This is a genomic window from Micromonospora sp. NPDC023737 (genome assembly GCF_040639715.1).
In the GTDB taxonomy this organism is placed as follows: domain Bacteria; phylum Actinomycetota; class Actinomycetes; order Mycobacteriales; family Micromonosporaceae; genus Micromonospora.
On record NZ_JBFAAL010000001.1, the window covers coordinates 619461 to 632271 of the forward strand.

Genomic DNA, 12811 nt, shown 5'->3' on the forward strand with positions numbered 1-12811 from the left:
CTCCCCGGCGGCACGGGTCGAACGCGGTGGACCGCGCCGGCACCGACCGACGGAGTCTTCCCACAACGGTACCCGTTGCCCGGCCCGGCGACATCCCGCCCCGCCCGTCGGATCGCCGCGGCCGGCCGGCGTCGACGTCGACCGAGCCGGCGTCCGCACCGCTGGTGTCGCGGTCGGCGTCCGGTCGGCCTGGCCGGTTTTCGACGTCCTGTCGGCCTAGCCGGCGTCGGCCAGGTCGGCGGCGTCCGCCTCGTGGATCCGCTCGGCGAGCAGGCGCAGCGCCTCGATCACCGCGGCGGAGCGGATGTGGTCGCGGCCACCGGACAGGTCGAGCTGCCGCACCGAGGAGCCACCCGGCCCGGCCACGGCCACGTAGACCAGCCCGACCGGCTTGCCGTCCTGCGGTTCCGGGCCGGCCACCCCGGTGGTGGCCAGACCCCAGTCGGCGTCGCAGCGCCGCCGGCCGCCCTCGGCGAGCGCCACCGCGACGTCGGGATCGACCGGGCCGCGCTGGGCGAGCAGATCGGCCGGTACGTCGGCCAGCTTCGACTTCAGTTCCGTGGCGTAGACCACGAGGCCGCCCCGGTAGACCCCACTCACCCCCGCGATCTCCACCACCGCGGCGGAGAGCAGTCCGCCCGTCAGCGACTCGACGGTCGCCAGCGTCTCGTGCCGCTGGGACAAACTGTGCACGACCCCGGCCGCCGCGCTACCGACCGGCCGCTCCCCGTGCGCGTCGCTCTCCATGCCCCCATCCTTCCCCCACGAGCCGGGCCGAACCGCACCGCCCCACCGGCCATCCGCCCCAGGACTTCCGGGGCGGGGGTCAGGCGTCGGGGCGGGGGCGGCGCAGGCGTACGGCCTGGGCCAGGTAGTCGAAGCCGGTGGCCACGGTCACCACCACGGCGGCGCCCATGATCCAGGGACCGACCGGGGCGAGCGCGGCCGGCATCGGCCAGAGGTACCAGGCGATGGCGATGATCTGGAGCGCCGTCTTGATCTTGCCACCGCGGCTGGCCGCGATGACACCGTGCCGGATCACCCAGAATCGCATCGCGGTGATGCCCAGCTCACGCACGAGGATGAGCGCCGTCACCCACCAGGGCAGCCGGTCGTACCAGGAGAGCAGCACCAGGGCGGCACCGGTGAGCGCCTTGTCGGCGATCGGGTCGGCCACCTTCCCCACCGAGGTGACCAGCCCGAACCGGCGCGCGATCCAGCCGTCCACGAGGTCGGTCGCCGAGGCGAACGCGAAGATCAGACAGGCGGCGATCTGCCAGCCGGCATGCGCCATGGCGGAGACGACCACCGTGGCCGCGAAGACCGGTACCAGCACCAGCCGCAGCGCGGTGAGCGCGTTGGCCGCGTTGAGCAGCGGCACCGGGCCGACCACCCGAGCCGGCGTGGAGTCGGTCGCCTCGGTCACCGCCTCACCCCGTCCGGCCGGCCGTGGCGTCTGCCGTACCCCACCACGTGGCCTCCCCGCTCCGTCCGGGCCCGCCGTCACCGTGCCGCGCCGGGCGCCGCCGAGATCATCTCATCCGGTACGGCCAACAGGTCGACCCCTTCGGTGCCGGTCACCGTTGCGCGTACCAGGTCGCCCGGGCGCAGCGCGGTCAGGTCGACGCCGCCGCCCTCGGGTGCGACCAGGGTGGTGGAGCCGTCCACCTCGGGTGCCTGGTGCGCCGCGCGCCCCTCCACGACGCCGTCGTCGATCGAGTCGACCAGCACCTCGACCGTCGAGCCGAGCCGCTCCTCGGCCCGCTGCGCGCACAGCTCGTCGGCGAGCGCGCTGAGCTTGTCGTACCGGCGCTTGATCGTCGCGGCGGAGACCTTCCCGGGCAGCCCGGCGGCCTCCGTGCCGTCCTCGTCGCTGTAGTCGAACACACCGATCGCGTCGAGTCGTGCCTCGGAGAGGAACCGGACGAGCTCGTTCACGTCGGCCCGGGTCTCGCCGGGGAAGCCGACGATGAAGTTGCTGCGCGCCCCCGCCTCGGGCGCGAGGGCCCGAGCGCCGGCCAGCAGCTCGAGGAACCGGTCGGTGGAACCGAACCGGCGCATCCGGCGCAGCACCGGCTCGCTGGAGTGCTGGAACGACAGGTCGAAGTAGGGCGCGACGCCGGGCGTGGTGGCGATCGCCTCGATCAGGCCGGGCCGGGTCTCGGCCGGCTGGAGGTAGCTCGCCCGCACCCGGACGATGCCGTCGATCGCGGCGAGCTGCGGCAGCAGCTTCTCCAGCGCGCGCGGGTCGCCCAGGTCCTTGCCGTACGAGGTGGAGTTCTCGCTCACCAGCACCAGCTCGCGGACACCCGTCTTGGCCAGCCACTCGGCCTCCGCGAGCAGCTCGTCCGGCGTACGCGAGACGAACGCCCCACGGAACGCGGGGATGGCGCAGAACGCACAGCGCCGGTCGCAGCCACTGGCCAGCTTCAGCGAGGCGACCGGGCCGGTCTCCAGCCGGCGGCGCAGCACCGGGCGCAGGTGGGCGGGGGTGTGCTCGTCGGCCTCGACGGCGGCGCGGGTCGGGGTGCCGTGGCCGGGCAGCGACACCGCGGCCGCACGGCGGTTGACCGGGGTGAGCGGAAGCAGTTCCCGCCGGTCGCGCGGGGTGTGCGCGCCGACGCGCTCACCGGCGAGCACCGCGTCGAGCCGGGCGGCGATGTCCGGGTAGTCGTCGAAGCTGAGCACCGCCTGCGCCTCCGGCAGACTCTCGGCCAGCTCCCGGCCGTACCGCTCGGCCATGCAGCCGGCCGCCACGACCCTGGCGCCGGTGTCGGCGGCGGCGAGCAGCGTCTGGATCGAGTCCTGCTTGGCCTTCTCCACGAAGCCGCAGGTGTTGACGACCACCACGTCGGCGCCCTCGCCGTCGGTGGTGACCTGCCAGCCGTCGGCGTGCAGCCGGGCGGCCAGCTCCTCCGAGTCGACCTCGTTACGGGCACAGCCCAGGGTCAGCAGGGCGACGCGGCGGCCTTCGGCGGCGGGCTCCACGTCGCGGCGCGACGCCGGACGTGCGGAGCTGGAGTGGTCAGAAGCGGAGGTGGCAGACACCATCCGAGGGTACCGGGCCGTCCCGGAGCGCCCGTCAACGGCGGCCCGGCTGGCGAGCGAGAGCGCCATTGATCACCAGCCACCCCCGCTCCGGCGCGGTTGTGCCCGCGACGGCTCAGACCGTGGTCGCGCCGACTCGCACCAGGCGGTCCAGCAGGAAGACCTCGGTGCCGCCGAGGCCGACCGAACAGAAGACCGAGATCTGTTCCGGGTCGGTCCGGCCGGGCTCGGCGCCCGCGAGCACCGCAGCGAGGTCTCGCAGGCGCTCGGCGTGCGGGGGCTCGGCGGCCAGCATCGGCGGGGTGTACGCGCCCGCCTGGGCCGGCGAGTCGGTGGCCAGGACGTCGGCGGCGGCGAGCAGGTCCGGACCGAACTCGGCGCGGTCCCGCTGTTTGAACCCGACGGCGTTCACGTGCGTACCGGGCGAGATATCGGCGGCGTCGACCACCGTGGTGGGGCTGGTGGTGGCGAGGACCACCACGTCCCGGCCGGCGACGGCCCTCGCCGAGTCGTCCACCGCCCGGGCCGCGATGCCCAGCTCGGTGCGGACCCGGGCGGCGAACGCCTCCCGCCGGGCGGCCGAGCGGCTGTACACGGTCACCTCCCGCACCGGGCGCACGGCGGCGGTGGCCCACACCTGCGTCCAGGCCTGCCGACCGGAGCCGATCACGCCGACGGTCGCCGCGTCCGGGCGGGCCAGGACGTCGACCGCCACCCCACCGAGTCCGCCGGTACGCCTGGAGCCCAGCTCCTCGCCGACCGCCACCGCCCGCACCGCGCCGGTCCGCCCGTCGTGCAGCACCACGAGCTGCTGGGAGTCCGGGTGTCCGAACGTGTCGTACGAGCGGTAGCCGTACCACTCGCCGATGAGGTGACCGGCGGTCAGCACCATCCGACCTCCGTCCAGCGACGCCGAGGCCCGGGGCGGGGCGGCCAGCCGTCCTTCGTACGCGGCCAGCAGGGCGGCACGCATGGCGTCGACCGTGGTGGCGGCGTCCAGCGCGGCAGACACCTCCGCGTCGGAGTAGAAGAGGGTCATGACCGGTAATACTGCAAGTTAAAGCGAGGTTTAGGTCAACGCGTCGTGGCGTGGTCGACCCTTACCCGCCGACGTCACGCCCGATGATCGCCAGGAACCCCGGCGCGCAGTGCTACCGTCGGGTCCGGTGGCGCTGGTTCGGCCACCCCGGACGAGCGGTGGGCGTACCCGGTCAGGCGAAGACGCCCCGACATGTGTGAACCGACTCGTCCCGGCCCCCTCTGGTCCGGGCGCTGTGCGAAGGTGGCGGCGATGGCCTGGATCGTGCTTGTGCTCTCCGGACTGCTCGAGACGGCGTGGGCGGTCGCCCTGGACCGCAGCGCCGGGTTCAGCCGCCCCCTGCCCTCGGTGGTCTTCGTGGTGGCCCTGGTGTGCAGCATGGCCGGCCTGGCGTACGCCCTGCGCGACATCCCGGTCGGCACCGGATACGCGGTCTGGGTCGGCATCGGCGCGGTGGGCACCGCCCTGGTCGGCATGCTCGCGTTGAACGAGTCGACCAGCCTGCCCCGGATCCTCTGCCTCCTCCTCGTGATCGCCGGCGTGGTCGGCCTGAAGTTCTTCCACTGAGCCGCGCCGCCCACCGACGGGCCGGCCGAGCCGCGCCGCCCGCCGAAGGGCCGGCGCCGACTCTCGACCGGACGGCGCTGGTGCGCACCCGACCGGCGCGATCCACCGGCATCGACCCCCGTGCGTACGCCGGCGTCGAACTGGGTAGTGCTCCGCCGACAGCCACTGCTCTCACCACGGAGGACGTCATGGCCGACATTCCGAGCACCGCCCGCCCCCGCAGCAGCGCGGCGCGCGTCTGCACGATCCTGGGCTTCGTCTTCGCAGTCCTCGCGCTCTTCCTGTCCCCGCTGATCTTCGGGGTGATCGGCTTGATCCTCGGCATCGTCGGCGCGGTGCTCGGCGACAAGCCGCTCGGCTGGTACGCGGCCGCGGCGAGCGTGGTCGGGGCGATCCTCGGCTTCATCATCGCCATGGCGATCATCAACTCCTGACCGGCGATACCCGGAGCCCGCCGGTCGGCCGGCGGGCTCCGTCGTGATCCGCCGCGGGCGGTCGACCACCACCACCGGCGGTGTCAGTCGTCGCCGCCGCCGCGGATGCCGGCCAGGACCTCCTCGAGTTCGTCCGGCTTGACCAGCACGTCCCGGGCCTTGGAGCCCTCGGAGGGCCCGACGACGCCCCGCGTCTCCATCAGGTCCATGAGCCGGCCGGCCTTCGCGAAGCCCACCCGCAGCTTCCGCTGCAGCATCGAGGTGGAGCCGAACTGCGAGGTGACCACCAGCTCGACCGCCTGCAGCAACAGGTCGAGGTCGTCGCCGATGTCCTCGTCGATCTTCTTCTTGCTCTCCTGCGCCACGGTCAGCACGTCCGAGCGGAACTCCGGTTCGCGCTGGTCCTTGCAGAACTTGACCACGTCGGCGATCTCGCGCTCGGTGACCCAGGCACCCTGGATGCGGATCGGCTTCGACGCACCCATCGGGAGGAAGAGCCCGTCGCCACGGCCGAGCAGCTTCTCCGCGCCGGGCTGGTCGAGGATGACCCGCGAGTCGGCCAGCGACGAGGTGGCGAACGCGAGCCGGGACGGCACGTTCGCCTTGATGAGACCGGTCACCACGTCGACCGAGGGACGCTGGGTGGCCAGGACCAGGTGGATACCGGCAGCCCGGGCGAGCTGCGTGATCCGGACGATGGAATCCTCCACGTCCCGCGGGGCGACCATCATCAGGTCGGCCAGCTCGTCCACGATCACCAGCAGATAGGGGTACGGCCGCAGCTCCCGCTCGCTGCCCGGCGGGGCCTTGATCTCGCCGTTGCGCACCTTGCGGTTGAAGTCGTCGATGTGCCGGACCCCGTTGGCGGCGAGGTCGTCGTAGCGCATGTCCATCTCGCGGACGACCCACTCCAGCGAGTCGGCCGCCTTCTTCGCGTTGGTCACGATCGGCGTGACCAGGTGCGGGATGCCCTCGTAGCCGGTCATCTCGACACGCTTCGGGTCGATCAGCAGCAGCCGCACCTCGTCGGGGGTGGCCCGGGTCAGGACCGACACCAGCAGCGAGTTGAGGCAGCTCGACTTGCCGGCTCCGGTGGCCCCGGCGATCAGGATGTGCGGCATCTTCGCGAGGTTGGCCACCACGAAGCCGCCCTCGATGTCCTTACCGAGCGCCACCACCATCGGATGGTGGTCGGCGGTGGCGGCCCGGGAGCGCAGGACGTCGCCGAGGGAGACGTTCTCCGGGTCGGTGTTGGGGATCTCCACGCCGACCGCGCTCTTGCCCGGGATCGGGCTGAGGATCCGTACGTCCGGCGACTTGACCGCGTACGCGATGTTGCGGGAGAGCTGCGTGATCCGCTCGACCTTGACGCCCGGTCCCAGCTCCACCTCGTAGCGGGTGACCGTCGGCCCCCGGGTGAAGCCCGTCACCGCGGCGTCCACATCGAACTGATCGAAGACGCCGGTGAGCGCGGCGATCACCTCGTCGTTCGCCTTGCTCCGGGTCTTCGGCGCCGCCCCGCTGCCCAGCAGGTTGGCCGGCGGCAGCGTGTAGTCGCCCGCCACCCCGGTCAACGCGAGCTGCTCGGCCCGGGTGGGCAGGGGCGAGTGCTCCGGCGGTTCGGCCGGCTTCCGGCTGACCGGCACCTTGGTGGGCGGCGTGCGGGTCAGCACGAGGGTGTCCTGCAGGTCGACGCCGTCGAGGTCCTCGAAGGCCTCCGGGTCGACCGGCGGCGGCTTACGCTTCGTCGGCCGCTTCCGGGCCGGCTTGGCCGGGGCCTCCGCCGGCTCTTCCTCCTTGGACGGCGAGGCGACCAGCGTGCCGGCCAGCATCCCGAGCCGTTCCGGAATCTTGTTGATCGGGGTCGCGGTGACGACCAGCAGCCCGAACAGGAGCAGCAGGATGAGCAGCGGAATCGCCACCCAGGCGGTGACCGCCCGCTCGAGCAGGCTGCCGATGCCTGCGCCGAGAAGACCACCCGCGAAGTCACGTTCCGCCGGGTCGACCGGATTCTGTCCGATGTGCAGCATGGCCGCCGTGGCGAGCAGCATCGACCCCCAGCCGACCAGCCCACGGCCGCGGTGCTCCGGGTCGGCCGGCTGGCGCATCAGCCGCCACGCGCCGATCCCGAGCAGCACCGGTACGACCACGGAGATCGCGCCCAGGAAGAGGCGTACGGTGTCGGCCAGCCGCTCCCCCACCGGGCCCGCGCCGGAGAACCAGATCCCCACGGCGCTGAGCAGCGCGAGGCCGAACAGCAGCAGCCCGGCCCCGTCGCGCCGGTGCTCCGGATCGAGCTCTCGGGCCGACGCGGCCTGACGGCCGGCGGCCCGGACCGCCCAGCCCATCCCGTGCGCCAGTCCCATCCACAGCGCACCGAGCGCGCGTCCGACGTAGACGGCGGGGCCCGGACGGGTGGCGCGGGTGCGACGCCGGACCGGGGCACGGGTCTTCTTCGCCGGTTGGCGGGCGCGGTTGTTCGTCGCACCGCGCGGCGACGCGCCGCGCCGCCGGCTCGCCTGAGAGGTACGGCCCGCCATAGCATCACCGTAACGGCGCGGCCGGGCGGATCGCCGCTTTTCCGGGTCGTGTCCGCGCGTCGCAGCGCGGACTCCGCCGCATGACGTGATATCTGCCTCAGAAGGGATGCCCGATGGCGTCGCCGGGTAGCGAGGACGGTCCGGACGGTCCCCTGGCCGGACACCCGCGACGGCTGCGACCGCTGACCGGCGAGCTGATCGCCGCCGTGCTGGGCAACCGCGGGTACGCCGTGACCGCCGACGCCGACGGCGAGCTGGTCGGCCGCTGGGAGGACAACCTGGTGTGGTTTCTGCGGCTGGGCGAGGCCGGTGAACTGCTGCAGATTCGCACGATGGTCGCGCCGACCTTCCACATCGAGCAGGTCCCGGCGCTGCACGCCTTCTGCAACTCGTGGAACCACGAACGGCTCTGGCCGAAGGCGTTCGTACACGTCGACGACGACGGTGCGGCCCGGGTCTGCGGCGAGGTGATCACGGACCTGGAACGGGGCGTCACCCCGCACCAGCTGGACCAGCTGCTCGACTGCGGCATCTCCACCGGCTGCCAACTCGCTGCGGCGGTCGGGCGACTTCCCCGGGGGCCCCTGCCGTGAGCGGACCCGGCGGGAGGCCCCGTCGTGAGATGAGCGGGCCCGGTGGTCCGCGCGGCGGCGACACCAGCGGTCCCGCCGGCCGCCCGGACCGTGGCGCCCGCGGACCCGGCGGACGGCCCGCCCCGCCCGGTGACCTCGGCCTCGTCGGGCACGGCCGCGCGCCGGCCGGCCGCAGCCGCGAGCTGATGGCCGCGCTCGCCGAGGTTCGCGACCAGCCCGACGGTCCGGCGCGACTGGTGGAGCTGGAGCGGATCGCCGCCCAGGCCGACGCGGCCGGCGACGACCGGTCCGCCGTCGAGGCGCGGATCGCGTTGATCGAGACGGCCCTGCTCCACGGTGAACGGTGGCGGCTCGTCGAACCGGCACGGCGCTGCCTGGACGTCCTCGACCGCCGCCCGGAGATCTTCACGGAGGCCGAGGGTGAGCTGCTGACGCGCTATCAGCGGTACGCGATCGAGGCGCTGCTCGGCACCCCACGCGTCGGACTCGACCAGGCCCGGACGGTCGACGACCTGGCCCGCCGGATCGGCGCCGACGCCGAGGCGGTGGCCGAACTCCGCTGCCGGATCGCCGACCACCTGGGCGACGAGCCGACCGCCCGGGAGTGGTACGAGCGCTGGGCGGACGCCGAACCCGGCGCGGTCGGTGGCTGCCCCGGCTGCGCGCCGGCGCGGCGGGCGGAACTGCTCGCCGGCTGGGGCGACCAGGCAGCCGCGCTGGACGAGCTGCGCAACGTCCTCGACGGCGCGGTCGACTGCACGGACCAGCCGGAGCGGGCACTCACCGCGGCGCTGCTGCCCTGGCTACGTCAGGGCGAGCCGGAGCGGGCCGGCGCCGCACACGTACGGGCGTACCGGCGGCACCGTGACGAGTCGGGTTCCTTCCCGCACCTCGCCACCCACCTGCGGTTCTGTGTGCTCGGTGGACATCCGGGCCGGGCGCTCGACATGCTCGCCGAGCAGCTGCCCCGACTCGACCACCCGTACGACGATCTGTCCGCGATGGAGTTCGCCGCCGCCGGCGCGCTGGTCTGCAACCTGGCCGTCGAGGCGGGGCTGGGCGGGCGCACGGTGCGCCGACCGGCGTACGGGCAGCGTCCGGCCGCCGAACTCGATCTCGCAACGCTCGGCGGCGTACTGCTCGGTGTGGCCACCGAACTGGCCGGCAGCTTCGACGCCCGCAACGGCACCGGGCACCAGTCCGGCCGGATCGCCGCCTGGCTGGCCGAACGGCCGGTGGCCGTACCGGTGCCGCTTCCCGCGGCGGACCCGGTCGACGGGACGGAGGCCCCGGACGACGATCCGGAGCCGGCCGACCTGGAGCCTTCACCCCTGACGCTGTCCATGATCACCGATGCGCTGGACCGCCGTGGCGACCGGTACGTGGTGGAGTCGGGCGCGACGGTGGTCGGTCGCTGGGGCGATGCGGTGATCCAGTTCCGGCAGCTCGGGGAGCGGGGCGAGATCCTGCACGCCCGGTCGCTGGCCACCCGTCGTCTCCCGGCCGCCCGCCGTGGCGAGGCGTACGCGTTCTGCAACGCCTGGAACCACGACCGGCTGCTGCCGAAGGCGTACGTGCACGACCCCGACGGTGAGCTGGTGCTGGCCGGCGACGTGAGCACCGACCTGGCGCACGGGGTGGCCCCGGCGCAGCTCGCCGTGTTGCTGAACGCCGCGATCACCACAGGCGTCGCGTACGCCGAAGCGGTCGCGGCGCTGCCCTGACGGCCACCCGGCCCGTGCCATTGCGGCCGGGCCGGTGGCGCGTCGGTCCGGTCAGACCTCGACCACGGTGGGCACGATCATCGGGCGGCGGCGATACGCGTCGTTGACCCAGCGCCCCACCGTGCGGCGGACGATCTGCTGAAGCTGGTGGGGGTCGGTGATCCCGTCCGCGGCAGCCCGGTTCAGCGCCTCGGTGACCAACGGAACGACGTCGTTGAACGCCCCCGGGTCCTCCGAGAAGCCCTTGGCCGAGACGGTCGGGCCGGCGACCACCTTGCCGGTAACCGAGTCGACCACGACGGTGGCGGCGATGAACCCTCCGTCACCGAGGATCCGCCGCTCGGTCAGCAGCGACTCGCTCACGTCACCGACGGCGAGACCGTCGACGTAGACGTACCGGCTCTTCACGTGGCCGACCAGGCTGGCCCGCCCCTCGACCAGATCGACGACGTCGCCGTCCTCGCAGAGCACGACCCGGTCGGCGGCCACCCCGGACTCGATGCCGAGCCGGGCGTGCGCGCGCAGGTGACGCCACTCGCCGTGCACCGGCATCAGGTTGCTGGGCCGCACCACGTTGAGCAGGTAGAGCAGCTCGCCGGCCGGGGCGTGACCGGAGACGTGCACCTTGGCCACGTCCTTGTGCACGACCACCGCGCCGGCCCGGGCCAGCCGGTTGATCACCCGGTAGACGGAGGTCTCGTTCCCCGGCACCAGGGAGGAGGCGAGCACCACCGTGTCGCCGGGGGCGATCGTGATGTGCCGGTGGTCGCCGCTGGCCATCCGGCCCAGCGCGCTCATCGGCTCGCCCTGCGAACCGGTGGACATCAGCACGATCTGCTCGGGAGGCAGCGTGGTCGCCTCCTCGATCCCGACGACCAGACCGGCCGGGATGTTGAGCAGGCCCAAGTCCCGGGCGATGCCCATGTTGCGGACCATGGACCGGCCGATCAGCGCGACCTTGCGGCCGTGCTCGGCGGCGGAGTCGAAGACCTGCTGCACCCGGTGCACGTGCGAGGCGAAGGAGGCCACGATGATCCGGCCCTTGGCCTTCGCGAAGATCGAGTCGAGCACCGGCCCGATCTCCCGTTCCGGGGTGACGAACCCGGGGATCTCCGCGTTGGTGGAGTCCGACAGCAGCAGGTCCACACCCTCCGCGCCGAGCCGGGCGAACCCGGCCAGGTCGGTGATCCGGCCGTCCAGCGGGAGCTGGTCCATCTTGAAGTCGCCGGTGTGCAGCACCAGGCCGGCAGGAGTACGCACGGCCACCGCGAGCGCGTCCGGGATCGAGTGGTTCACCGCGAAGAACTCGCACTCGAACGGGCCGAGCTGCTCCCGGCCCCCCTCCCGCACGGTGAGCGTGTAGGGCTGGATGCGCCGCTCGGCCAGCTTCGCCTCGACCAGGGCGAGGGTGAACTGCGAGCCGACCAGCGGGATGTCCGGCTTGTGCGCGAGCAGGTAGGGCACCGCGCCGATGTGGTCCTCATGGCCGTGGGTGAGCACGATCGCCTGCACGTCGTCGAGCCGGTCCAGGATCGGCCCGAAGTCGGGCAGGATCAGGTCCACGCCGGGCTGCTCGACGTCGGGGAAGAGCACGCCGCAGTCGATCACCAGCAGCTTGCCGTCGTACTCGAAGACGGTCATGTTCCGACCGATGGCGCCGAGCCCGCCGAGCGGGATGATCCGCAGCCCGCCCTCCGGCAGCGGTGGGGGGAGTTCCGCCTCGATGTGCGCCTCGGTCACGCTTGCACCTCATTCTGCGACGCCGTCATCGGGCGTCCGTCGTGTCGTTCGGTCATTCGGAAAGCTCGAGGCCCGCTGCGGCGAAGTCGGCGCGCAGCTGGGTGATCTCGTCGTCGGTGGCGTCGACCAGCGGGGGCCGCACCGGCCCGGCGGGCAGGCCGGCCACCTTCAGGCCCGCCTTCACCAGGATGACTCCCTGGGTACGGAAGATGCCCGTGTAGAGCGGCAGCAGCCGGCGGTGCAGGGCGAGCGCGGTGGCGTTGTCGCCCGCGTCGTACGCCTCGATCATCTGCTTGGTCAGTGCGCCGGTGAAGTGGGTGGAGGTGCCGACCACACCGACCGTGCCGACAGCCAGGGCGGGCAGCGTGAGCGAATCCTCCCCGCTGTAGAAGGCCAGGTTGGTGCGGCTGGTCACCCAGCTGGTCGCCGTCAGGTCGCCCTTGGCGTCCTTCACCGCGACGATCCGCCCGTGCTCGGCGAGGCGCACCATCGTCTCGGTGGCGATCGGCACCCCGGCGCGGTGAGGGATGTCGTAGAGCATCACCGGCAGCCCGGTGGCGTCGGCGACGGCGGTGAAGTGTCCCAGCAACCCGCTCTGCGGCGGCTTGTTGTAGTACGGCGTCACCACGAGCAGCCCGTGCGCGCCCGCCTTCTCGGCGGCGACCGCCAGCTCGATGGTGTGCCGGGTGTCGTTCGTGCCGACCCCGGCCACGACCTTGGCCCGGTCACCGACCGCCTCCGTGACGACCCGGATCAGGCGCTCCTTCTCCGCGTCGCTGGTGGTCGGCGACTCGCCGGTGGTGCCGTTGACCACCAGCGCGTCGTTGCCCTGCTCGTCGACCAGATGGTTCGCCAGTCGAGCGGCGCCGTCGAGGTCGAGCTCGCCGTCGGCGGTGAGCGGGGTCACCATCGCGGTGAGCACCCGCCCGAAGGGACGGGACACCGCCCGGGCGGGGGTGTCAGGGTGGTCGTGCGTCATCCTCTTAACCTAGCGGACGACCCGGGAGCACCCGCCGGGGAAGGGCTCAGGAGAGCTGGGGTCCACGCGATCAGCTTCACCTCGGGCTGCGCCATCTCCGGCCTCCTCGGGCTGTCGTGGCGGGCCGGGCCGCCACCCGGATTCGAC

At 73.1% G+C, this 12811-nt stretch carries 11 protein-coding genes and 1 riboswitch; of the genes, 4 read left to right on the plus strand and 7 right to left on the minus strand.

The window, feature by feature from the left end; genetic code table 11:
• Positions 1 to 216 precede the first annotated feature (216 nt).
• The 4 genes from AB0F98_RS02730 to AB0F98_RS02745 form a co-directional block, all read right to left on the minus strand.
• On the minus strand, positions 217 to 747 hold the full coding sequence (locus tag AB0F98_RS02730) for a CinA family protein (RefSeq protein WP_357727593.1): 531 nt from the start codon (positions 745 to 747) through the stop codon (positions 217 to 219).
• A gap of 79 nt (positions 748 to 826) precedes the next feature.
• The gene (pgsA, locus tag AB0F98_RS02735; RefSeq protein WP_357727596.1) at positions 827 to 1426 is read right to left on the minus strand and encodes a CDP-diacylglycerol--glycerol-3-phosphate 3-phosphatidyltransferase; all 600 of its coding nucleotides are present in this window, start codon (positions 1424 to 1426) and stop codon (positions 827 to 829) included.
• Positions 1427 to 1503: 77 nt separating this feature from the next.
• Positions 1504 to 3051, minus strand: a complete 1548-nt coding sequence (rimO, locus tag AB0F98_RS02740; protein ID WP_357727599.1) for a 30S ribosomal protein S12 methylthiotransferase RimO — start codon at positions 3049 to 3051, stop codon at positions 1504 to 1506.
• Between the two features lie 112 nt (positions 3052 to 3163).
• Complete coding sequence (locus AB0F98_RS02745) at positions 3164 to 4087, minus strand: ornithine cyclodeaminase family protein (RefSeq protein ID WP_357727601.1); 924 nt, start codon at positions 4085 to 4087, stop codon at positions 3164 to 3166.
• Positions 4088 to 4209: 122 nt separating this feature from the next.
• Positions 4210 to 4279, plus strand: a riboswitch (guanidine-III (ykkC-III) riboswitch).
• Between the two features lie 60 nt (positions 4280 to 4339).
• Between AB0F98_RS02745 and AB0F98_RS02750 the strand changes: the two genes are divergently transcribed.
• Together AB0F98_RS02750 and AB0F98_RS02755 are read left to right on the plus strand one after the other, a co-directional pair.
• Complete coding sequence (locus AB0F98_RS02750) at positions 4340 to 4654, plus strand: SMR family transporter (protein ID WP_357727604.1); 315 nt, start codon at positions 4340 to 4342, stop codon at positions 4652 to 4654.
• 188 nt (positions 4655 to 4842) lie between these two features.
• Complete coding sequence (locus AB0F98_RS02755) at positions 4843 to 5088, plus strand: hypothetical protein (protein ID WP_357727607.1); 246 nt, start codon at positions 4843 to 4845, stop codon at positions 5086 to 5088.
• Positions 5089 to 5171: 83 nt separating this feature from the next.
• Here AB0F98_RS02755 and AB0F98_RS02760 read toward each other — a convergent pair whose 3' ends face one another.
• Positions 5172 to 7628 carry a DNA translocase FtsK 4TM domain-containing protein gene (locus tag AB0F98_RS02760; protein WP_357727610.1) on the minus strand — a complete coding sequence of 819 codons (2457 nt, stop codon included), beginning with the start codon at positions 7626 to 7628 and terminating at the stop codon, positions 5172 to 5174.
• Positions 7629 to 7741: 113 nt separating this feature from the next.
• Between AB0F98_RS02760 and AB0F98_RS02765 the strand changes: the two genes are divergently transcribed.
• Both AB0F98_RS02765 and AB0F98_RS02770 read left to right on the plus strand, forming a co-directional pair.
• The gene (locus AB0F98_RS02765; RefSeq protein WP_357727613.1) at positions 7742 to 8221 is read left to right on the plus strand and encodes a YbjN domain-containing protein; all 480 of its coding nucleotides are present in this window, start codon (positions 7742 to 7744) and stop codon (positions 8219 to 8221) included.
• Between the two features lie 185 nt (positions 8222 to 8406).
• Entirely contained in the window at positions 8407 to 9945 is a 1539-nt protein-coding gene (locus AB0F98_RS02770; protein WP_357729025.1) for a YbjN domain-containing protein, read from the plus strand.
• A gap of 51 nt (positions 9946 to 9996) precedes the next feature.
• Here the strand turns inward: AB0F98_RS02770 and AB0F98_RS02775 are convergent, their stop codons facing one another.
• A complete protein-coding gene (locus AB0F98_RS02775) occupies positions 9997 to 11685 on the minus strand; it encodes a ribonuclease J (protein ID WP_357727616.1) in 1689 nt (562 codons plus the stop codon).
• Between the two features lie 52 nt (positions 11686 to 11737).
• Positions 11738 to 12664: a 4-hydroxy-tetrahydrodipicolinate synthase gene (gene dapA, locus AB0F98_RS02780; RefSeq protein WP_357727618.1), complete on the minus strand. Its 927-nt coding sequence runs from the start codon at positions 12662 to 12664 to the stop codon at positions 11738 to 11740.
• Positions 12665 to 12811 lie beyond the last annotated feature (147 nt).

Coding starts and splice junctions, on each gene's coding strand:
- AB0F98_RS02730 (WP_357727593.1), bottom strand. CDS start 747: ATGGAGAGCGACGCGCACGGGGAGCGGCCGGTCGGTAGCGCGGCGGCC.
- rimO (WP_357727599.1), bottom strand. CDS start 3,051: ATGGTGTCTGCCACCTCCGCTTCTGACCACTCCAGCTCCGCACGTCCG.
- AB0F98_RS02745 (WP_357727601.1), bottom strand. CDS start 4,087: ATGACCCTCTTCTACTCCGACGCGGAGGTGTCTGCCGCGCTGGACGCC.
- AB0F98_RS02750 (WP_357727604.1), top strand. CDS start 4,340: ATGGCCTGGATCGTGCTTGTGCTCTCCGGACTGCTCGAGACGGCGTGG.
- AB0F98_RS02755 (WP_357727607.1), top strand. CDS start 4,843: ATGGCCGACATTCCGAGCACCGCCCGCCCCCGCAGCAGCGCGGCGCGC.
- AB0F98_RS02760 (WP_357727610.1), bottom strand. CDS start 7,628: ATGGCGGGCCGTACCTCTCAGGCGAGCCGGCGGCGCGGCGCGTCGCCG.
- AB0F98_RS02765 (WP_357727613.1), top strand. CDS start 7,742: ATGGCGTCGCCGGGTAGCGAGGACGGTCCGGACGGTCCCCTGGCCGGA.
- AB0F98_RS02770 (WP_357729025.1), top strand. CDS start 8,407: ATGGCCGCGCTCGCCGAGGTTCGCGACCAGCCCGACGGTCCGGCGCGA.
- dapA (WP_357727618.1), bottom strand. CDS start 12,664: ATGACGCACGACCACCCTGACACCCCCGCCCGGGCGGTGTCCCGTCCC.